The sequence below is a fragment of the Miltoncostaea marina genome (assembly GCF_018141525.1).
Lineage (GTDB): Bacteria > Actinomycetota > Thermoleophilia > Miltoncostaeales > Miltoncostaeaceae > Miltoncostaea > Miltoncostaea marina.
In genome coordinates this window covers 211,045-231,783 of the sequence record NZ_CP064655.1, presented here as the reverse complement: position 1 = coordinate 231,783, position 20,739 = coordinate 211,045, and the positions used below count along the sequence as shown (strand labels likewise).

General features: G+C 76.7%; 19 protein-coding genes. 11 read left to right on the top strand and 8 right to left on the bottom strand.

The genetic code is table 11. From position 1 onward, the window contains the following. Positions 1 to 158 precede the first annotated feature (158 nt). The gene (locus tag ITJ85_RS01090; protein WP_217914512.1) at positions 159 to 656 is read left to right on the top strand and encodes an OsmC family protein; all 498 of its coding nucleotides are present in this window, start codon (positions 159 to 161) and stop codon (positions 654 to 656) included. On the opposite strand, the gene ITJ85_RS01085 is transcribed toward ITJ85_RS01090, so the two are convergent. The 3 genes from ITJ85_RS01085 to ITJ85_RS01075 are packed head-to-tail and all read right to left on the bottom strand — an operon-like array spanning position 640 to position 2,936. Then, a complete protein-coding gene (locus ITJ85_RS01085; protein ID WP_217914511.1) occupies positions 640 to 1,839 on the bottom strand; it encodes an MFS transporter in 1,200 nt (399 codons plus the stop codon). The two genes, ITJ85_RS01090 and ITJ85_RS01085, sit on opposite strands and share 17 nt — an antisense overlap. Before the next feature lie 9 nt (positions 1,840 to 1,848). Further along, a complete protein-coding gene (locus tag ITJ85_RS01080) occupies positions 1,849 to 2,745 on the bottom strand; it encodes a heme o synthase (RefSeq protein ID WP_217914510.1) in 897 nt (298 codons plus the stop codon). Then, positions 2,742 to 2,936 carry a hypothetical protein gene (locus tag ITJ85_RS01075; protein ID WP_217914509.1) on the bottom strand — a complete coding sequence of 65 codons (195 nt, stop codon included), beginning with the start codon at positions 2,934 to 2,936 and terminating at the stop codon, positions 2,742 to 2,744. Before ITJ85_RS01075 ends, ITJ85_RS01080 begins: the two co-directional genes overlap by 4 nt. Before the next feature lie 112 nt (positions 2,937 to 3,048). Here ITJ85_RS01075 and ITJ85_RS01070 point away from each other — a divergent pair, with 112 nt between their 5' ends. From ITJ85_RS01070 to ITJ85_RS01025, 10 genes are all read left to right on the top strand, one after another. Then, positions 3,049 to 4,335, top strand: coding sequence for a protoporphyrinogen/coproporphyrinogen oxidase (locus ITJ85_RS01070; RefSeq protein WP_217914508.1), 1,287 nt, complete (start codon positions 3,049 to 3,051; stop codon positions 4,333 to 4,335). A 42-nt stretch (positions 4,336 to 4,377) separates the two neighbouring features. Continuing rightward, positions 4,378 to 5,823, top strand: a complete 1,446-nt coding sequence (locus ITJ85_RS01065) for an FAD-binding oxidoreductase (protein WP_217914507.1) — start codon at positions 4,378 to 4,380, stop codon at positions 5,821 to 5,823. Further along, a complete protein-coding gene (locus ITJ85_RS01060; protein ID WP_217914506.1) occupies positions 5,820 to 6,869 on the top strand; it encodes an FAD-binding protein in 1,050 nt (349 codons plus the stop codon). Before ITJ85_RS01065 ends, ITJ85_RS01060 begins: the two co-directional genes overlap by 4 nt. Further along, positions 6,857 to 8,065, top strand: a complete 1,209-nt coding sequence (locus ITJ85_RS01055; protein WP_217914505.1) for a (Fe-S)-binding protein — start codon at positions 6,857 to 6,859, stop codon at positions 8,063 to 8,065. The genes ITJ85_RS01060 and ITJ85_RS01055 overlap by 13 nt, the downstream gene beginning before the upstream one ends. Beyond that, positions 8,062 to 8,787 (top strand): hypothetical protein, encoded by a 726-nt coding sequence (locus tag ITJ85_RS01050; RefSeq protein ID WP_217914504.1) that lies wholly within the window; start codon positions 8,062 to 8,064, stop codon positions 8,785 to 8,787. The genes ITJ85_RS01055 and ITJ85_RS01050 overlap by 4 nt, the downstream gene beginning before the upstream one ends. A 19-nt stretch (positions 8,788 to 8,806) precedes the next feature. After that, positions 8,807 to 10,042: an ABC transporter ATP-binding protein gene (locus ITJ85_RS01045; protein ID WP_217914503.1), complete on the top strand. Its 1,236-nt coding sequence runs from the start codon at positions 8,807 to 8,809 to the stop codon at positions 10,040 to 10,042. Next, positions 10,039 to 11,376 (top strand): ABC transporter substrate-binding protein, encoded by a 1,338-nt coding sequence (locus ITJ85_RS01040; RefSeq protein WP_217914502.1) that lies wholly within the window; start codon positions 10,039 to 10,041, stop codon positions 11,374 to 11,376. The genes ITJ85_RS01045 and ITJ85_RS01040 overlap by 4 nt, the downstream gene beginning before the upstream one ends. 96 nt (positions 11,377 to 11,472) lie before the next feature. Further along, positions 11,473 to 12,726, top strand: a complete 1,254-nt coding sequence (locus tag ITJ85_RS01035) for an ABC transporter permease (RefSeq protein WP_217914501.1) — start codon at positions 11,473 to 11,475, stop codon at positions 12,724 to 12,726. Then, on the top strand, positions 12,723 to 13,625 hold the full coding sequence (locus ITJ85_RS01030) for a carbohydrate ABC transporter permease (RefSeq protein ID WP_217914500.1): 903 nt from the start codon (positions 12,723 to 12,725) through the stop codon (positions 13,623 to 13,625). The genes ITJ85_RS01035 and ITJ85_RS01030 overlap by 4 nt, the downstream gene beginning before the upstream one ends. A 72-nt stretch (positions 13,626 to 13,697) precedes the next feature. Beyond that, complete coding sequence (locus ITJ85_RS01025) at positions 13,698 to 15,983, top strand: diguanylate cyclase (RefSeq protein ID WP_217914499.1); 2,286 nt, start codon at positions 13,698 to 13,700, stop codon at positions 15,981 to 15,983. A 1-nt stretch (position 15,984) separates the two neighbouring features. On the opposite strand, the gene ITJ85_RS01020 is transcribed toward ITJ85_RS01025, so the two are convergent. Genes ITJ85_RS01020 through ITJ85_RS01000 form a run of 5 tightly spaced genes read right to left on the bottom strand, consistent with a single transcriptional unit; the run spans position 15,985 to position 20,733 of the window. Continuing rightward, positions 15,985 to 16,869, bottom strand: coding sequence for a bifunctional helix-turn-helix transcriptional regulator/GNAT family N-acetyltransferase (locus tag ITJ85_RS01020; protein ID WP_217914498.1), 885 nt, complete (start codon positions 16,867 to 16,869; stop codon positions 15,985 to 15,987). Between the two features lie 13 nt (positions 16,870 to 16,882). Continuing rightward, on the bottom strand, positions 16,883 to 17,833 hold the full coding sequence (locus ITJ85_RS01015; protein ID WP_217914497.1) for a vWA domain-containing protein: 951 nt from the start codon (positions 17,831 to 17,833) through the stop codon (positions 16,883 to 16,885). A 38-nt stretch (positions 17,834 to 17,871) separates the two neighbouring features. Continuing rightward, positions 17,872 to 18,813 carry a VWA domain-containing protein gene (locus ITJ85_RS01010; RefSeq protein WP_217914496.1) on the bottom strand — a complete coding sequence of 314 codons (942 nt, stop codon included), beginning with the start codon at positions 18,811 to 18,813 and terminating at the stop codon, positions 17,872 to 17,874. Further along, positions 18,810 to 19,679: a DUF58 domain-containing protein gene (locus ITJ85_RS01005; protein WP_217914495.1), complete on the bottom strand. Its 870-nt coding sequence runs from the start codon at positions 19,677 to 19,679 to the stop codon at positions 18,810 to 18,812. Before ITJ85_RS01005 ends, ITJ85_RS01010 begins: the two co-directional genes overlap by 4 nt. Before the next feature lie 16 nt (positions 19,680 to 19,695). Continuing rightward, positions 19,696 to 20,733 (bottom strand): AAA family ATPase, encoded by a 1,038-nt coding sequence (locus ITJ85_RS01000; RefSeq protein WP_217914494.1) that lies wholly within the window; start codon positions 20,731 to 20,733, stop codon positions 19,696 to 19,698. Positions 20,734 to 20,739: the final 6 nt, after the last annotated feature.

Below are 20,739 nucleotides of genomic sequence, written 5' to 3'. Positions count from 1 at the left end.
CCTGCCAACCGGCGTGAGCGGGGGGAAGTGACGGGTCACACGTCCCTCGGGCGGGGGCGGTCCGGCCCCCGGCGCGGCCGGGTGACAGACGGCCGCGGGGCGGGGGATGATCGACCGGCCCGGCCGCCCGCCGGGCGTTCGCCGAGGAGGCACCGGCCGTGGACATCCGATCGATGCAGGCGCCCCTGAAGGAGGGCTACCGGGCCGACCCGGCGAGCTCGCGCATCACCCTGTCGGCGAGCGCCGGCGGGGCCGGGTCGCCCGTGCGCTGCTCGGTGGAGGTGGGCCGGGCGGTCCACGCCGCCGAGGCGCACCCGGGCGTGGGCGGGCCGGGGGCGGCGGCCTGCTCTGGCGACCTGCTGCTCGGCGCGCTCGCGGCCTGCGCGCAGGTGACCTGCCAGATGGTCGCCGCGGCGATGGAGCTGCCGGTGCGCGGCGTGGCCGTCACCGCGGAGGGCGACCTGGACCTGCAGGGCACGCTCGGCACCCGGCGCGACGTGCCGGTGGGGTTCGCGGCGATCCGGCTGCGGTTCGAGCTCGACGCGCCGGAGCTGGACGAGGCGGCCCGCCGGTCCCTCGTCGCGAAGACGGAGCGCTACTGCGTGGTGATGCAGACGCTCGTGGCGCCGCCGCGGCTGCTCACTGACTGGCGCTGAGGGCGGGGCGGGGCGCGGCGCGCACCGCGCCGGCGGCGCACAGGGCGAACAGCGCGGCGCCCATGACCAGCGGCACGGCGATGCCCGCGTGCTGGAACAGCGCCGTCGCCGCCAGCGGCCCCGCGATGCGGGCCGCCCCGCCGACGGAGGCCGACACCCCCAGCACGAGCCCCTGCTCGCGCTCGCTGGCGGCCAGGGAGATGAGCGCGGTGGTCGTGGAGAAGACCAGCCCGGCCGCGAGCGACAGCACCCCGAGGGCGGGCAGCAGCAGCCAGAGGTCCTCGGCCGCGGCCACCCCGAGCAGGCCGGCCGCAGTGCCGAGCAGCCCGCCGATCATCACCCGCCGCTCGCCCCACCGGGCCACGACGCGCGCCACCGCCCAGCCCTGGGCGACCGCGGTGACCACCCCGATGTAGGTGAACAGCAGCGCCATCTGGGTCATGTCGTAGTCGAAGCGCCGCTCGCCGAAGAGCGCGAACGTGGACTCCATGCCGACGAAGGCGAACGTGGCGACGAACGAGATCCACACGAGCGGGGCCAGCTCGCGGGCGCTCAGCGCGCGGCGGACGAGGGCCAGCCGCGGGGCCGGCGCCTCGGTCGCGCCCGGGCGGCGCGACTCGGGCAGGCGCCGGTACGCGATCAGCAGGTTGGCCGCGGCCAGGCCGGCGGCCACGAAGAAGGGCAGCCGGTCGTCGATCGACGAGAAGAGCGCCCCGATCGCCGGGCCCAGCACGAAGCCGATGCCGAACGCGGCGCCGATCATCCCCATGCCCTTCGCCCGCTCGGCGCGGCTGGTGACGTCGGCGACGTAGGCCTGCGCCGCCGCGTACGAGGCGCCCGCCACCCCCTGGAGCACGCGCGCGAGGAAGATCACGAGCAGCGTGCCCGCCAGGCCGATCGCCAGCGCCGCCAGCGCGCTGCCGGCCAGCGAGATGAGGATCACCGGCCGCCGGCCGTGGCGGTCCGAGAGCCGGCCCCAGACGGGGGCGAAGATCAGCTGCATCACCGCGTACGAGGCGGTGATGACCCCGATCTCCACCGGCGAGGCGCCGAACTCCTCCGCCCACAGCGGCAGGATCGGCAGCACGATGCCGAACCCGATCAGGTCGATCACGACCGTCGTGAAGACGATCCCGAGCGGCGAGAGGAGGAAGGACGGCCCGCGCCCGGCCCGGCGTCCCATCAGCCGCGATCAGGCCGCGTCGATGACCAGCGCGACGAAGACGAGCGCCAGGTAGAGCAGCGAGTAGTGGAAGGTCGCGCGGGCCCACTCGAGCTCCGGCGCGCGCGCCAGCAGCGCGGCCAGCACGAGGAAGATGCCGCCCAGCACGAGCGCGGCGACCAGGTAGAAGGCCCCGGCCGCGCCCGAGGCGACCGGCAGGAGCGTGACCGCGACCATCACGACGGTCCACAGCAGGATCTGCCGCTTGGTCTCGCGGTCGCCCGCCACCACCGGGAGCATCGGCACCCCGGCGGCCGCGTAGTCGCGCCGCAGCAGCAGGGCGAGCGCCCAGAAGTGCGGGGGCGTCCAGTAGAAGACGATCGCGAACAGCAGCCACGCCGACAGGCCCACCTCGCCCGTCACCGCCGCCCAGCCCACCAGGGGCGGCACGGCCCCCGCGGAGCCGCCGATCGCGATGTTGTGGACCGAGGTGCGCTTGAGCCACAGCGTGTAGAGCCCCACGTAGAGCACCAGGCCGAGCAGCGCGAGGGCGGCCGTCAGCCAGTTGGCGGCCAGGCCGAGCACGAGCGCGCTGAGCGCGCCGAGGGCCACGCCGAAGGCCAGCGCCCGCGCCGGCGGCACGCGCCCGGCGACCACCGGGCGCTCGGTGGTGCGGCTCATGCGCCCGTCGATGTCGCGGTCGACGTAGTGGTTGATGGCGTTGGCGCCGCCCGCGGCCAGGTAGCCGCCGATCATGGTCCAGACCAGGAGCCAGCCGTCGGGCACGCCCGCGGCGGCCACGAACATCGCGCCGGCGGTCGTCACCAGCAGCAGCGAGATGATGCGCGGCTTCGTCAGGCGCACGTAGTCGCCGACCACGGCGAGCGGGCGGGCCGCGGCGGCGGCGGGCACTGCGCGGGTCGTCACGCGATCGCCGACAGGGCGCCCAGCAGGATCAGCAGCGCCACGGGCACGACGGCCCAGAGCGCGTCGAGCGGGCGGCGCAGCGTGAACGCCGTCGGCCGGGGGGCGCCATCGCGGCTCGGGCGCATGAGCGCCACGGCGGCGGGGACGGCGATGACGGCCGCGAGGATCAGCGCGAACGCTCGCAGGGTCATGTGGCGCGCCTCCTCACCCGGGGCAGGATAGCCGAGGCCGGCGGCGGGACGCCGGGACGCCTGTCCCCGCCGCTGGTTGACGGACGCGCCGGAATGGGCAGAGGTTGAGACCGTGGCAACGTTCGACGCCGTCGTGCTGGGCGCGGGGCCCGCGGGACTCGGCGCGGGGCTCGCCCTCGCGCGCGCGGGCGCCCGCCCCCTCGTGGTCGACCCGGCCGACGAGGTCGGCGGCCTCTGCGTCACCCGCCGCCGCGACGGGTTCGCCTACGACGTCGGCGGCCACATCCCGTTCGTGCGCGACCCGGCCCGGCGGGCCTGGCTCGAGTCGCTGCTCGGCGACGAGCTCGTGTGGGTGGGCCGGCCGGTCTCCTGCGTCATCGACGGCGCCATCCGGCGCGGCCGCTACCTCGACCAGCGGCCCGGCGGCGGCGGCGACGGCCGCGTGTGGCACGGGGCGGCGGGCGAGGGCACGGCGCGCGGCGAGCTCGCGGCCCGCTTCGGCGGGCCGTTCGTCGACCGGGTCATGCGGCCCTACCTCGAGAAGGTCGACGGCGTGCCGCTCGAGCGCATCCCCGCCGAGCGCGCCCGCCGGCTGCTCGAGGACCAGGCGGCCCCGGACGGCTTCGTCTTCCCCGCCCGCGGCATCGGCCAGCTGATGGACGCCATGGCCGGCGCCGCCGTCGCCGCCGGCGCGGAGGTGCGCCTGGGCACGCGGGTGACGCGCATCGAGGTGCCGGACGGGGCGCTCGCCGCCGTCGCCCTGGCCGGGCCCCGCGGCGAGGAGGTCGTGGAGGTGCGCCAGGCGGTCGTCGCCATGCCCGCCGCGGCGGCCGCCCGGATGCTGACGCCCGCCCCGCCCGGCGCCACCACGCGGGGCGTGCGCATGCGCGCCGTCTGCATCGTCTACCTCGCCCTCGACCGCGAGCGCCTGACCGACGAGCCCTGGATCCAGGTCGACCACCCCGCGGTGCCGTTCGCCCGCATGTTCGAGCCGCGCAACTGGAGCGACGCGCTGGCGCCGCCGGGGCGGACGATCCTCGGCCTGGAGTGCTACTGCCAGGCCGAGGCCGGCGACCCGGTCTGGAGCCTCGGCGACACGGAGCTCGGGCGCCTGTGCGCGGCGGCGCTGGCCGACCCGCTCGGCCTGCTGGACGACCCGGCCGCCGCCCGGCCGGTCGAGGTGCTGCGCGTGGCGCGCGCGTACCCCATGGCCGACGCCGGCCAGATGGCGGCGGTGCGCGCGCCGGCCGAGTGGCTGGCGGACCTCAACGGAGTGCACCTGGCGCCGGGCGCGGCCGTGATCGAGGCCGTCGAGGGCGGCGAGCGGGCCGCGGCGGCGATCCTCGCCGGCATCCGCGGGCCGGAGGTCCCGGAGGACCCGGCCACCACGCTGCCCTGACGCGTGCCCGGCCCCGGCGGCGCGTGGGATAGCCTCGCGAGGGTGGCGACCGCACCGGCACCGCGCACCCGCGACCGCTTCGAGGAGCTCCTGGGCCCCGGGCGGGTGATCGACCACCCGCTCGAGCGGCGCCTCTACGCGCGCGACGGCTCGATCGCCCAGGGCGAGTGCGGGCTGGTGGTGCTGCCCGAGACCACCGCCGAGGTCGTGGCCTGCGTGCGGCTCGCCGCCGAGCTGGGGCTGCCGGTGGTGCCGCGCGGCTCGGGCACCGGCCTCTGCGGCGGGGCGGTGCCGCTCGACGGCGCGCTCGTGATGTCGGTGGCCCGCATGACCCGCATCGTGGAGATCGACCCGGCCGTGCCGTGCGCGCGGGTCGAGCCGGGCGTGCTCAACCTCGACCTGTCGACCGCGGTGCGCCACCTGGGGCTGCACTACGCGCCCGACCCCTCCTCCCAGGGGGCGTGCTCCATCGGCGGCAACGTCGCGACGAACGCCGGGGGGCCGCACTGCCTGGCCTCCGGCGTGACCGCCCAGCACGTGCTCGGCATGGAGATCGTGCTCGCCGACGGCGAGGTCCTGCGGCTGGGCGGCACGGCGCCCGACCCGCCGGGCTACGACCTGCGCGGCTTCGTCGTGGGCGGCGAGGGCACGCTCGGCGTGGTGACCGAGGTCACGGTGCGCCTGAGCCGCACGCCCCCGGCGGTGCGGACGATGCTCCTCGACTTCCCCACCGTGCGGGCCGCCGGCGAGGCGGTGGGCGGCATCGTCGCCGCGGGGGTGATCCCGGCCGCGATGGAGATGATGGACCGGCTGATGACCGTCGCGGTGGAGGAGTTCGTGCACGCCGGCCTGCCGGTCGACGCGGCGGCGATCCTGCTCGTGGAGGTCGACGGCACGCCGGCCGAGGTCGCCGCCAACGCCGAGGTGGTGGAGCGCGTGGCGCGCGAGGCGGGGGCCCGCGGCGTGCGCGCCGCGGCCGACGAGGCCGAGCGCGCGCTGCTGTGGAAGGCGCGCAAGAGCGCGTTCGGGGCGGTCGCCCGCATCGCCCCCAACTACTACCTGCACGACTGCGTGGTGCCGCGCACGCGGCTGGTGGAGATCCTCGAGCGCATCGAGGCCATCGCCGCCGAGCACGACCTGGTGATCATGAACGTCTTCCACGCGGGCGACGGCAACCTGCACCCGCTGATCGCGTTCGACCGCCGCGACGCCGCCCAGGTGGCGCGCGTCCACGCGGCCGGGGCGGCGATCATCGAGGCCTGCGTCGCGGCCGGCGGCGTGCTGTCGGGCGAGCACGGCATCGGCCTGGAGAAGCGCGACTTCATGCCGCTGACCTTCAGCGACGTCGACCTGGCCGCCCAGGCGTGCGCGCGCGACGCCTTCGACCCGACCGGGCGCATGAACCCGGCGAAGGTGCTGCCGGTGGGCAGCCGCTGCGGCGAGCTCGTGCTGGACGCCGGCGCCCTGCCCGCGGGCACGTGGCTGTGAGCGCGGCGCTCGCCCCGGCGACCCCGGCCGAGGCGGCCGAGGCGCTCGCGGGGCTCACCGCCCGCGGCGAGCCGGTCGACGTGCGCGGCGGCGGCACGCGGTCGGCGCGCGGGTGGCCGGGGCCCGTCGCCGGGCGCGAGCTGCTGACCGGCGGCCTGCGCCGGGTGGTCGCCCACGAGCCGGCCGACCTGACGCTCACCGTGGAGGCCGGGGCGCCGGTGGCGGATGTGGCCGCCCTGCTGGCCGCCGCCGGCCAGTGCTGGCCGCAGGCCGACGCGCGACCGGGGTCGACCGTCGGCGGCGTGCTCGCGGCGGCCGCGAGCGGGCGCTCCCGGCTGCGGGACGGCGCGGTGCGCGACTCCGTGCTCGAGGTCGTGCTGGCGACGGGCGACGGCCGCCTCGTGACGGCGGGCGGGCGCACGGTGAAGGGCGTGTCCGGCTTCGACATCCCGCGGCTGGCGGTGGGCTCGCTCGGCACGCTGGGCGTGATCGTGCAGGTGACGCTCAAGCTGTGGCCGCTCCCGCCGGCGCGCGGCTGGTTCGCCGCCGAGGGCGCGCTGGCCGACCGCGTCGTCGTGGGCGAGGCGGCGCTCGCCGGCCCGCCGCGGCCCGGGGCCGTGATCCTCACGCCGGGACGCCTGCACGTGGAGCTGACGGGCCCGCCCGAGGACGTCCGCCCGCCGGCCGGGCTCGGCCCCTCCGGGGCCCCGCCCGCCCCCGCCGGCGCCGGCGTGGTGGAGGCCGGCGTGCCACCGCCCGCCGTCGCCGACCTGGCCCGGCGCCTGGAGGCGGCGGGGCTGCCCTACGAGGCCCGCATGGGCGTCGGCACGTGCCTGGTGGCGGTGGGCGCGGCGGAGGAGGTCGGCCGCGTGCGGGCCTGGGCGGCGGAGCTCGGCGGTCACGCCGTGGTGGCCGACGCCCCGGAGGAGCTGCGCGCCGACCCGTGGGGCCCGCCGCCGCCGGGCCTGGCGATCATGCGGCGGCTGCGGGCGGCGTTCGACCCGGCCGGCATCCTCAACCGGAGGTTCCTCCCGTGGAGCGCGTGAGCAACTGGCGGCCGGACGTGCTCGCCCCGGCGGAGGACGACCTGGTCACCTGCGTCGCGTGCGGGCTGTGCCTGCCGCACTGCCCCACCTTCCGGCTGACGGGCGCGGAGACGGCCTCGCCGCGCGGCCGCATCGCGGCGATGCGCGCCGTGGAGGAGGGCGCCGGGGAGGTCGACGCCGCGTTCACCCGCATGATGGACGAGTGCCTCGCCTGCCGCGCGTGCGAGGCGGCCTGCCCCAGCGGGGTGCCGTACGGCCGCATGATCGAGGGCGCACGCGCCCAGGCCGAGACCACCCGAGCGCCGGCCGCCCGGGGGCTGCGCCGGCTGGGCCTGGCCGCCGTGCTGCCGCGGCCGCGGCTCGTCGCCGCCGCCGGGTGGCTGCTCGCCGTCGCCCGCGCCCTGCGGCTCGACCGCCTCGCCCCGCCGGCGCAGCGCGCCTCGACCCCGCCGGCGACGATCCGCGAGCTGCTGCGGCCCGTGCCGGCCGCGCTGGGCGAGGGCCCCGTGGCGAAGGTGCTGTCGGGGTGCGTGATGGACGTCGCCTTCCGGCCGGTCGGGCGGGCCACGATGCGCCTGGTGGCCGAGGCGGGCCACCGCGCCGAGCGCACCCGGGCCGCCGGCTGCTGCGGCGCGCTGGCCATGCACCACGGCCGCCCCGAGGCCGCGCGCGCGATGGCGCGCGAGCGCATCGCCGAGATGGAGGGGGCCGACGTCGTGGTGGTCAACGCGTCGGGGTGCAGCGCCCACGTGAAGGCCTACGGCGAGCTGCTCGCCGACGACCCCGCCTGGGCGGAGCGCGCCCGGCGGGTGGCCGCCCGCACGGTCGACCTCATCGAGCTGCGCCCGCCGCCCCGCGACCGCGGGCTGGGGCGCGTGGCCGTCCACGACGCGTGCCACCACCTGCACGCGCAGGGCCTCGAGCCGCGCCCGATGCTGCGCGACGCCGGCGCCACCTGCGTGGAGCTCGGCGACGGCGGCCGCTGCTGCGGGGCCGCCGGGCTCTACAGCGTCCTGCAGCCCGACTGGGCGGCCCGCCTGCGCCGCCAGAAGGCCGAGGCCGTGGTCGCCTCGGGCGCGCCGGTCGTGGCCGTCGCCAACCCGGGATGCGCGATCCAGATCGCCGCCGGGCTGCGGGAGATCGGCTCGGACGTGCGCGTGGCCCACCCGGCGGAGCTGCTGTCGCCGGGGCGGTGATCCCGCCGCGCGAGACGGCCTACCTGCGCGAGCTGCGGGCCCGCCTGGCCGACGCGCTCGGCGGAGGGCTGGTCGGCGTCTACCTGGTCGGCTCGGCCGCGATGGGCGCGTACCGGCCCGGCTCGAGCGACCTCGACGTGTGGGCGGTGGCGCGGGACGACCTCCCGGCCTCGGTGCGGCGGGCGGTGGCGCGCCGATGCGACCACGCCGCCCTGCCCTGCCCGGCCCGCGGCCTGGAGCTGGTGGTGGCCCGCTTCGCGGGCGCGGCGCCCGTCGTGATGGTGAACCTGAACGACGGGCCGGCCATGCGGCGGCGCGTCGCGACGGGGCGCTCGCGCATGCCGGCGGCGCACTGGTTCACGCTCGACGCCGCCATCGCGCGGGAGCGGGCGGTCGCCCTGTGCGGGCCGCCGCCGCGCGAGGGCTTCCCCGTGGTCCCGCGCTCGGCGCAGCTCGTCGCCGTGCGCCGCTCGCTGGCCTGGCACCGCCGCCACGCCCCCGGATCGCCGGACGCGGTGCTCAACGCGCTGCGCGGGGCGCGCTACGCCGTCGAGGGCCGGTGGTGCTCGAAGGCCGAGGCGGCGGACTGGGCGGCGACGTTCAGACCCGCCTGGGAACGGGAAGCACGTGCCGCGTCGGCGGTGTCGCGTGACGGTCCGCACATGGACTATGGTGCGCGGGACTTCGTCGCCATTGATACGAGCGGAGGGTCCCCGGCATGACGACGCACCCCATCCCCTGATGGCCTCGGTCGAGTTCGAGGACGTCGGGAAGGTGTACCCCGGCGGCGCCCGCGCCGTGGAGGACTTCGACCTCACGATCGAGGATCGCGAGTTCATGGTCCTGGTGGGGCCGTCGGGGTGCGGCAAGACCACGGCCCTGCGGATGGTCGCCGGCCTCGAGGACATCTCGGAGGGCCGCATCCGGATCGGCGAGCGCGTCGTCAACCGGGTGCCCTCGAAGGACCGCGACATCGCGATGGTCTTCCAGAGCTACGCGCTCTACCCGCACCTGAAGGTGTACGACAACATCGCGTTCGGCCTGCGGCTGCAGAAGACCGACAAGGCCGAGATCGACCGGCGGGTGCGCGCCGCCGCCCAGTCGCTGGGCCTCACGGAATACCTCGACCGCAAGCCCGGCGCCCTCTCGGGCGGCCAGCGCCAGCGCGTCGCGATGGGCCGCGCCATCGTGCGCCGGCCGCAGGTCTTCCTGATGGACGAGCCCCTCTCCAACCTCGACGCGAAGCTGCGCGTGCAGACCCGCGCCGAGATCAGCAAGCTCCAGGACGACCTCGGCGTGACGACGCTCTACGTGACGCACGACCAGGTCGAGGCCATGACCATGGGCGATCGCGTCGCCGTCATGCGCAAGGGGCGGCTGCAGCAGGTCGACTCGCCGCAGGAGGTCTACGACCACCCGGTCAACATCTTCGTGGCGGGCTTCATCGGCAGCCCGGCCATGAACCTGCTGGAGGCCCGCCTCGAGGCCGACGGCGACGGCGCCGTGGCGGTGCTCGGCGAGCAGCGGCTGGTGCTGGGCCGTGGGCTGCTGGAGGCGCGGCCCGGCATCCGGGCACACGCGGGCAGGCGGGTGATCCTCGGCATCCGGCCCGAGGACATGGAGGACGCGGCCCTCAAGGCGGACTGGCCCGCCGACCGCCGGCTGCGCGGGTCGGTGGAGCTGCGCGAGGCGCTCGGATCCGAGATCCACGCCCACGTGCGGCTGCCGGGCGCGCGCGCGGCGGAGACCGAGCAGGTGGCCGAGCTCGCCGCCGACGCGGGCGGCGACGGGGGCGCGCCAATCATGGAGGGCGCCGAGGGCACGCTGGTCGTGGCCCGCGTCAACCCGCGCTCCGGCGTGCGGGAGGGCGACGCGACCGAGCTGGCGATCGACACCGACCGGGTGCACGTGTTCGACCCCGAGTCGGGCGCGGCGGTCTACGGCGATCAGACAACGACAGGGGGAGGTGCAGGATGAGGGACGCGACCGGGGCGCGCGCGCGGCTCTGGCTGCTGGCGCTCGTGCTCGTCGCGGTGCTCACCGCACTCGCAGCCGCGGGATGCGGCGACGACGACGAGGGCGGCGACACCGCCGGCGGCGCGGCCGCCAACGAGGACGTCAGCGGCTCGCTCAGCATCAGCGGCATCTGGGCCGGCCAGGAGCAGGAGTCCTTCCAGGCGGTCATCGACCGCTTCAACGAGGACTACCCGAACGTCAACGTGAGCTACAACTCGGCCGGCGACAACCTGCCGACCGTGCTCCAGACCGCGGTCCAGGGCGGCAACCCGCCCGACATCGCCTTCATCGCCCAGCCCGGCACGATCCAGGGCTTCGTGACCGACGGCGCGCTGCAGCCGATCGACTTCGCGCGCGACGCGGTGGTCGAGAACTTCGGCGAGTCCATCGCCGACATCGGCACGTTCGACGGCAAGCTCTACGGCATCCTCTTCAAGAGCGCCAACAAGTCGCTCGGCTGGTACAACACCACCGTCTTCGAGGACGCCGGCGTCGAGCCGCCCACCACCCTCGACGAGCTGGTCACGGCCGCCGACACGATCAAGGCCTCGGGCGTCGCCCCGTTCTCGATCGCCGGCGCCGACGGCTGGACGCTCACCGACCTCTTCGAGAACATCTACCTGCGCACGGCCGGGCCGGAGAAGTACGACCAGCTCGCCGCCCACGAGATCCCGTGGACCGACCCGACGGTCATCGAGGCGCTCGAGGAGATGCGCAAGGTGATCGGCACCTCGGCCAACATCGCCGGGGGCACCCGCGACGCGCTGCAGGTCGACTTCCCGCGCTCGGTGCAGCAGCTCTTCACCGACCCGCCGCAGGCGGCCATGACCTTCGAGGGCGACTTCGTGGCGGGCAACATCCGCAACGAGACCAACGCCCAGGAGGGCGACTTCGGGGTCTTCACGTTCCCGTCGGTCAAGGACTCCGGCCCGGTCGTGGTCGGCGCCGGCGACATCGGCGTGCTGTTCCGCGACTCGCCGGCGGGCCAGGCGTTCATGAACTTCCTCACCACGCCCGAGGCCGCCGAGGCCTGGGCGAGCCGGGGCGGCTTCCTGAGCGCCAACCAGAACCTCGACCCGTCGGTCTACCCGGACGACATCACCCGGCAGATCGCCACGGACCTGGCCGACGCGGAGACCTTCCGCTTCGACATGTCCGACCTGGCGCCGCCGGCGTTCGGCGGCACCGCCGGGCAGGGCGAGTGGAAGCTCCTGCAGGACTTCCTCCGCAACCCGGGCGACGCGCAGGCCATCGCGCGGCAGCTCGAGCAGGCCGCGGCCCGCGCCTACCGGTAAGGGCGCGTGGGCACGGACTCCGTCACCGCGGCACCGCCCCCTCCGCCTCCCGCGCCGGAGGCGGAGGGCGGGCCGTCGACGCGGCTCCGCTCCCTGATGACGGCGGGGGTCTTCCTGGCCCCCGCCGTCGTCCTGCTCGGCGTCTGGATCGTCTACCCGACGATCTGGACGATCATCCGCAGCTTCTTCGACCGCGCCGGCGACGCGTTCGTCGGCTTCGACAACTACTCGGAGATCTTCAGCAACGACACGCTGCTGAAGTCGGTCACCAACAACCTGATCTGGGTCGCGATCGTGCCGGCCCTGGTCACCGCGCTCGGGCTGATCTTCGCGGTGCTCACGGAGCGGGTCTCGTGGGGCACCGCCTTCAAGCTCGTGGTGTTCATGCCGATCGCGATCTCGCTGTTCGCGGCCGGCATCTCCTGGCGGATCATGCTCGAGATCAACCCCGACCGCGGCGCCGTCAACGCGGCGATCGCGGCGGTCTACGACGAGGTGCGACCGCCCGGGCCGCTCACCGGGGCGCAGCCCTCCGGCGGCGAGGTGACCCGCTCCGGCGGCGCCATCGTGCTGGGCGAGTCGATCCGGCCCGGCCAGGGCGCGCTGCTCGGCCTGACCGGCATCCGCGCCGCCGAGGTGCCCGAGCGGGCCGGCCAGGCGGTCCAGCCGGAGCCGATCGACGACGGCATCACGGGCGTCGTGTGGCGGGACTTCAAGCCCGGTGGCGGCGAGCCGGGGGTGGTGGAGGCCGACGAGGTCGGCCTGCCGGGCGTCACCGTCGAGATCCGCGGTCCCGACGGCGCGTCGCAGAGCACGACCACCGGCGACGACGGCACGTTCCGCTTCGAGGGCCTCGCGCCCGGCGACTACCGCGTGGGCATCGGCTCGGAGACCTTCCGCCAGGGCTTCGACGGCGTCTCGTGGCTCGGGGCGTCCCTCGTCACGATCTCCTGCATCATCGCCTACACGTGGGTGTGGGCCGGCTTCGCGATGGTGGTGATCGCCGCCGGGCTGGCCGCCCTGCCGCGCGACCTGCTCGAGGCCGCGCGCACGGACGGCGCCAACGAGTGGCAGGTCTTCCGCCGCATCACGGTGCCGCTGCTTGCGCCGGTGCTGACGGTGGTCTTCATCACGATGCTGATCAACGTGCTGAAGGTCTTCGACATCGTGCTGGCCGTGGCACCCGCCTCGGTGCAGGACGACGCGGCCGTGATCGCGCTCTCCATGTGGCGGGTGGCGTTCACGGGCACGAGCGACTTCGGACTGGGCTCGGCGATCTCCGTGCTGCTGTTCGTGCTCGTGATCCCGATCCTGGTCCTGAACATCCGACGCTTCCGGAGGGAAGGGTGACCACCGCGACCGCCCCGGGCCCCGCGCCCGCCACCGAGGCCGGCACCAGGCGCGAGGGCGTGGGCGCCCGCATCGTGCGCGTGCTGACGAAGGCGCCGCTCCAGGTGCTGCTGATCGCGATCGCCCTCGTCTGGCTGGTGCCGACGATCGGCCTCTTCCTCACCTCGCTGCTCACCGCCGAGGACGCCTCCGACAACGGCTGGTGGCAGATCTTCGCCGAGCCCAGCCTGGCGACGTTCGACAACTACCAGGCGATCTTCGACAACGACGACATCACGTCGTCGCTCACGACGACCGCGATCATCGCCATCGGCGGCACCGTGCTGCCGATCTTCGTCGCGGCGCTGGCGGCGTACGCCTTCGCCTGGATCGACTTCCCCGGCCGCGACTGGTGGTTCATCGCGGTCATCGGGATGCTCGTGGTGCCGATCCAGATGGCGCTGATCCCGATGTTCTCGCTCTACAACGACCTCGGCATCTTCGACACCGAGCTGTCGCTGATCCTGTTCCACACGGCGTTCGGGCTGCCGTTCGCGATCTTCCTGCTGCGCAACTTCTTCATCGGGATCCCGAAGGAGCTGCTCGAGGCCGCGCGCCTGGACGGCGCCTCGGAGTGGCGCATCTTCCTGCGGGTGGTGCTGCCGCTCGGCCTGCCGGCGATCGCGGCGCTGGCGGTCTTCCAGTTCATCTGGACGTGGAACGACCTGATCGTGGCCCTGACCCTCGCCCGGGACACCCAGCCGATCACGGTCGCGATCTTCTCCCAGCTGCGCCAGTTCGGCTCGAACATCGACCTGATCGCGCCGGCGGCCTTCGTCTCGATGGCGATCCCCCTGGCGATGTTCTTCGCCTTCCAGCGCTACTTCGTGCAGGGTTTGCTCGCGGGCGCCGTGAAGTAGCATGCGCCGCGTGCCGCCCCCGGAGGGCGGCACGCCGATTCGGGGGTGGTCGGTGCTGCGACGGGCGGAGGGGTGACGCGCGGGACGGCGGAGGGCCCGACGTCGTGGGCCCACGCGGCCTCGCGCCTGCGCCGCCTGCACCTGGGCCAGCTGCTGGGCTTCGCGGTCTTCGGCGCCGTCGTCGTGGCGGTCGTCGCGCTCTCCGCGGTCGGCTCGCTCGACGGCCAGCACGAGCGCGCGCGCCTCTACGAGGGGCTCGTGGCGATCGCGACCGCCTCGGACGACCTGCGCGCGATCGAGGCCGACTTCCTCGCCCGCGGCGAGACCGCCCGGCCCCAGGCCGTGCGCGAGGCGGTCGAGGGCCTGCTGGCGGGGCAGGCGGCGTTCGCGGCCGTCGCGGAGCGGCAGGGCGCCGACTACCCGGCGAGCGAGGCGATGCGCCGCCACGGGGCGCGTTCGGTGGAGCTGCTCGACCGGGTGGTCGCCGTGGCGCTGCGCAACGCGGGCGGCCTGACCGACCCGGCGGCCGCCCGGGCGCTGCGCGACCGCGTCGAGCCCCTCGCGACCCGCCTGGACGCCGAGGCCGCCGCCTGGCTGGCCGCCATCGACGCCGAGGGCCGGCGCAGCACCCAGCGCGCCGACGAGGACCAGCGGCGCTTCGTCGCCGTGGTCGCGGCCGCGGTGGCGCTGCTGGCGCTCGGCAGCCTCGCCCTCTGGTGGGCGCTCGGCCGCAGCCGCGACCGGGTGGTCTCGGCGCTGCGCGCCACCACCGACGAGCAGCTCTCGCTGAGCCGCGTCGCGACCTCGGTGCCGAGCGCGGAGAGCGTGGAGCGCGTCTGCGCGACCGCCGCGCGGGAGCTCGCCGGCTGGCCGGGCGCGCGCACCGCCGTCATCGCCCGCCTGGAGCCGGACCGCACGCTGAGCGCGGCCGGCCACGCGGGGCCCGACCCCGAGGCGGCCATCGCCGGGCGGGTGATCGCCGCCCTCCGCTCGGGCGCGGCGCCGGCCTTCGTGGAGCCCGCCGGCCGGGTGGCGGGGGCGCCCGCCCGCGCCGTCGCCCCGATCGTGCGCCACGGCGCCCTCTGGGGCGCGGCCGTGCTCAGCTGGGAGGCGGACGCCGGCGCCGGCGACGAGCACCTGGCCCGGCTGGGCCGCATGGCCGACATGGTGGCGCTGGCCGTGGAGAGCGTCGAGTCGCGCGAGCGCCTGGTGGCCCAGGCGTCGACCGACCCGCTCACCGGCCTGGCCAACCACCGGGCGTTCCAGGAGCGGCTCGCCGAGGAGGTCGAGCGGGCGCGCCGCCACAACCGCCGCCTCGCGCTGGCCCTCTTCGACCTCGACGAGTTCAAGCACGTCAACGACGGCCTCGGCCACCAGGCCGGCGACCGGGTGCTCGCCGAGGTCGCCGCGCGCCTGGCCTCGATGGCGCGCTCGGGCGAGATGGTCGCCCGGGTGGGGGGCGAGGAGTTCGCCTGGATCATGCCCGAGACCGACGCGGCCGGCGCCTTCGCGGCCGCCGAGCGGGCCCGCCAGGAGGTGCGCCGGGCGCCGGTGGGCCCCGTCGCCGAGATGACGATCTCCGGCGGCGTCTGCGACCTGCGCGACGCGGCCGACCCGGCCGGCCTCGTGCGCCTGGCCGACGGCGCGCTCTACTGGGCCAAGTCGCACGGGCGGGACCTCGTGTGCCGCTACACCCCCGAGGTGGTGCGCGACCCGCTCGACGACGACCCGGTGGGCCGGGTCTCCCAGCTGCGCGCCTACAGCGCCCTGCGCGCGCTGGCGCACGCGGTGGACGCCCGCGACCCCAGCACGCAGCGGCACTCCGAGCGCGTGGCGCAGCTCTCGCACCGGCTCGCCCTGGCGCTGGGCTGGGGCCCGGCGCGCGCCGGCGCGCTGCGCGACGCGGCGCTCGTGCACGACGTGGGCAAGGTCGGCGTGCCCGACTCGGTGCTGTTCAAGCCCGGGCAGCTCACCGCCCACGAGCGCACGATCGTCGAGGCCCACGCGGCGCTCGGCGCGCAGATCGTCTCCGAGGTGCTCGACGAGGAGCAGATCGGGTGGGTGCGCCACCACCACGAGCGCATCGACGGCGACGGCTACCCCGACCGGCTCGCCGGCGAGGACATCCCGATGGGCGCCCGCATCATGGCCGTGGCCGACACCTGGGACGCGCTCACCGCCGACCGCCCCTACCGCCGCGGCCTGGCGCCGGAGCGCGCGATGGCCATCGTGCGCGAGGTGGCCGGCGCGCAGCTCGACCCCGACGTCGCCCACATGCTCGACGAGGTGCTCGCGGACGCCCCGCTGGCGGGCTCGCTGGACGACCCGCTCGCCGGCGCCGGCCCCGCCCGGCCGTAGGTCACAGCCGCTTCTCGAACCAGTGGTCCGCGAAGGGCTCGCCGTTGAACGGCGGCACCTCCGCGTAGCCGGCGCGCCGGTACATCGCGATCGCCTCGGTCAGCGTGCGGCTCGTCTCGAGGCGCGCCGTCGCCGCGCCGGCCGCGGCGGCGCGCCGCTCGAGCTCGTCGAGCAGGCGGGCGCCGATGCCGAGCCCGCGCGCGGACGGGTCGACCCACATGCGCTTGATCTCGGCCGGCCGTCCCGCCGGGTGCTTCACCGCGCCGCAGCCGACCGGCGCGCCGCGCAGGTAGGCCACCAGCAGCAGCCCGTCCGGCGGCCGCAGCTCGTGCGGGTCGGCGCTCTCCCCGGCGGCCGGGTCGTAGCGCCCGCCCGAGCGCCGGTCGAGCTCGGCGAAGTACGCGTCCAGGCAGCGGCGCGCGTCGGCGTGGAGGGGGTCCACGGCCCGCGTCTCCACCGCGCCCGCGTCGAGCAGCCGCGCGACCTCGCGCATGGCGTCCGCCAGGCGGCGGCGCTGCGCCGGGCGCAGGGGCGCGAGGATCGCCCGCGCGCGCTCGTCGGCGCGCTCGTCCAGCAGCCGCCGCTCGGCGCGCCCCGCGCCGGTCAGGCGCACGGTGCGCCGGCGGCGGTCGCGCTCGCTGGGCGCCACGACGACCAGGCCGGCGCCCTCCAGCGCGCGCAGCAGCCGGCTGAGGTAGCCCGAGTCCAGCCCCAGCCGGGCCCGCAGGTCGCGCACCTCGGCCCCGTCGTCGCCGATCTCCCACAGCAGCCGCGCCGCGCCGAGCGGCCGGCCGCGGCCCAAGAAGCGGTCGTCGAGCGCCCCCGCGCGGGCGGTCACCGCGCGGATGGAGCGGCGCACCTCCTCGACGAGCGCGGCGTCCGGCATCGTCTGACCATAGTCAGACGATGCGCCGCGGGGCAAGGCGCCGCGCGCCCGGCCGCCGCGCGCACGGGGCCCGCGCGAGCGCGAGCAGCGCGCCGGCCACGAGCAGCAGCAGGGCCGCCGCGGCCGCGACCCACACCGTCAGCTCCCGCAGCCCCTCCACGGGCGCCACGATCGAGCCGATGTCGTCGAACACAACGCGCAGGTCGCCGGCGCTCGTGCTTTGGGCGAAGATCCCCCCGGTGCGGGTGGCCATCGCCGACAGCGTCTCGGCGGGCAGCGGCTGGTCGGGGCGCCCCGGGTCGTCGCCGAGCAGGATGGTGTAGATCGGCACCCCGGCCTGCGCCGCGCGCTCGGCGGCCGCCTCGGGCGACGTGGCCCTGCGGATCGAGTTGGCCCCGTCGGTGAGCACCAGGATGCGGGCGGGCGAGTCGGACGGGTCGGCGGGCGGGGCCTCGGGGACCGCGCCGGCCGAGGTCAGCGCGGCCAGCGACGCGGTCACCGCGGCGCCGAGCGCCGTGCCCACGCGCGTCTCCCCCACGGTGTCGAGCGCCTCGCGGATGCGCAGCCGGTCGTCGGTGGGCGCGAGGACGACGGTCGCCCGGTCGGCGAACGTGGTGAGCCCGATCGCGGTGCGTGCCGGCGCGCCGTCGACCAGGCGCCGGGCGGCGTCGAGCGCCGCGTCGAGGCGCGAGGGCGCGAGGTCGGTCGTCACCATCGACTCGGAGACGTCGAGCGTCACCATCACCGTCGAGCGCTGCTGCCGGCGGGTGTCCTCGACGGAGGGCCGCGCCATCGCCACCGCGCCGGCGGCGACGGCCAGCAGCGCCACCAGGGCGGCGGCGGCGCGCAGGCGCCGCGCGCGCGGCGACGGGCCGACCGCCATGACGCGGGGGTCCGACCAGCGCCGGGCCGCCGCGCGGCCCGCGCGCGCCCAGGCGACGAGGCCGGCCGCCAGGACGGGCACGGCGAGAAGGGCCCAGAGCCACCCTGCCGACTGGAACGTCACGACAGGCGCGGCGCCAGCCGCCAGGCCGCGACGCCGGCCGCCACCAGCAGGAGCGCCGCCGCGCCGGCGGCCCAGCCGGTCACCTCCGAGCGCACCCGCTCGGTGCCGATGAACGACCCGAGGTGCTCGTACACCGCGCTCACCGACTCCGCGTCCTCGCTGCGGTACGCCTGGCCGCCGGTGATCTCGGCGATCGCCTGCAGCCCCTCGTCGTCGGGCGGCACCGGGGTGCCGTTGGCGAGGATCCCGTCCGGCGTGCCGAGCGACACCGTGAAGACCGGCACCCCGGCCGAGCGGGCGTCCTCGGCGGCGAGCTGGGGCGGCAGGCCGACCGTGGTGGCGCCGTCCGAGAGCACCACGATGCGCGCGGCCTCGAGCCGGCCGTCCGCGTCGGCGGCCGGCTGGGTGGAGCGGATCGCCTCGAGCGACGACGCGATCGCCTCGCCCACCGCCGTGGCGCCGTCGGGCACCAGCCCGTCGATGGCCCGCAGCAGCGCGCCGCGGTCCGTGGTGGGCGCCACCAGCGTGTCGGCCTGGCCGGAGAAGCTGACCAGCCCCACCTGGTAGCGGCGCGGCACCTCCTCGGCGAAGCGCTTGGCCGCGTCCTGCGCGGCGCGCAGGCGGAACGGCTCGACGTCGGCGGCCGCCATCGAGCCCGAGACGTCGATCGCCAGCATGATCGTCGCGCGCTCGCGCGGCTCGTCGCGGGGCAGCTCGGGGCGGGCCAGGGCGAAGGTGAAGCCGGCCAGCGCGAGCAGCGCGAGCGCGGCCGGCAGGTGGCGCCGGCGGCGGGGGCCCGGATCGGCGGCGGCGACGACGTCGAGGTCGGGGAACGGGACGCCGGGTGCCGGGCGGCGGCGGGTCCACCATGCCGCGGCGGCCGCCACGAGCGGCACCGCGAGCAGCAGCAGGAGCAGGAGCGGCTGCCCGAACGTCATGCGCGCAGGGCGGCCCGCCGGCGCGCGGGCCGCGCCAGCCCGCGGGCGAGCGGCAGCAGCCAGTCGTCGCCGGTCTCCACGATCACGTGCCGCGCGCCGGCGCGGGCGAGCATCGCCGCGCGGGCGCGGTCGGTGGCCTCGACGGCGGCCGCGAAGCCGTCGCGGAAGCGCGGGTCCGAGGTGTCGACCAGCCGCCGCGCGCCCGTCTCGAGGTCGCGCAGCCGCACGGGCCCGACGTCGGGCAGGTGGCGCTCGCGGCGGTCCCGGACCTCGACGGCGATCACCTCGTGGCGGCGGCCGAGCGCCCCGACGGCGCGCTCCAGGCCCGGCTGCATCGGCAGGTCGGACACGATCACCACCGCCCCGCGGTGGCGGGCGATGCGGCCCATCGCCGACACGGCGCGCACGAGGTCGGTGCGGCCACCCTCGCCCTGCGGCGGCGCGAGCCTGGCCACGGCGGCGATCGCCGCCACCACGCCCCGCCGGTCGGCCCGCGGCGGGCGCACCAGGTCGATGTCGCCGGCGCGCGTGGCCACCACGCCCAGCCGGTCGCCCCGGCGCCGCAGCACCGCGCCGACGCCCGCGAGCACCTCCTGCGCCAGCTCGAGCTTCGTGCCGCCGCGGGTGCCGAAGGCCATGGAGGGCGAGCAGTCGACCAGCGCCCAGGCGGTCAGCACGGGCTCGATCTCGGGCACGCGCACGGTCGGCTCGCCGGCGCGCGCGCTGAGCGGCCAGTCGACCCAGCGCACGTCGTCGCCCGGCTCGTAGGGCCGCGTGAGCGACGGCTCGCCGCCGGGGCCCGGCCGCCGGCCCTGGCGCTCGCCCTGCATGAGGCCGTCCAGCCGGCGGGCGACGCGCAGCTCCACGCGCCGCAGGATCGACTCAGCCGACGGCGCGGCCACTGCCGAGCTCCACGTCCGGCTGCGGGATCGCGTCGATGATCGCGTCCAGCACCTGGTCGGGCCGCACGTCGGCCGCGAGCGCCTCGTAGGAGAGCACGACGCGGTGGCGCAGCACGTCGTGGAAGAGGCTGTGCACGTCCTCCGGCATCACGTAGGTGCGCCCGCGGATCACCGCCAGCGCCCGCCCGCCGCGGATGAGCGCGAGCGACGCGCGGGGCGAGCCGCCGAGGTCGAGGTACGGCTCCAGGTGGCCGAGGCCCTCGTCGGCCGGCGCCCGGGTGGCGTTGACCAGCCGCACGGCGTAGGCCCGCACGCGGTGGTCGACGAAGACCGTGTCGGCCGACTCCTGCAGCTCCAGGATCTGGGCCGGGTCGAGCAGCTGGCGGGGCCGGGGCGGGTCGGAGGCCATGCGCCGCACGATCTCCTCCTCGTCCGCCGGCGAGGGGTAGCCGACCACCAGCTTCATGGCGAAGCGGTCGACCTGCGCCTCGGGCAGCGGGTAGACGCCCTCGCTCTCGATCGGGTTCTGGGTGGCGAGCACGAAGAACGGCCGCGGCGTGGGGTGGCTCTCGCCCGCGATCGTCGCGTGGCCCTCGGCCATCACCTCGAGCAGCGCCGACTGCACCTTCGCGGGCGCGCGGTTGATCTCGTCGGCGAGCACGAAGTTGGCGAACACCGGGCCCAGGCGGGTCGCGAAGTCGCCCGAGCGGTCGAGCACCTGGCCGCCGACCACGTCGGAGGGCACCAGGTCGGGGGTGAACTGGATGCGGCTGAACCGTCCGCCGCACACGCGGGCGACGGTCTCGAGGGTCAGCGTCTTGGCGAGGCCCGGCACGCCCTCGAGCAGCACGTGGCCGCGGGAGAGCAGCGCCACGAGCACCCGGTCGAGCAGGCGGTCCTGGCCCACCACCACCCGCCGCAGCTCGTAGAGCACCGCCTCGAGGCGCTCGCGGGGCGTCGCCCCGATCGGCGGCGCCGGCGCCGGCTGCGACCCCCCGCCGTGCGCTGCTGTGTCCATGCTCCG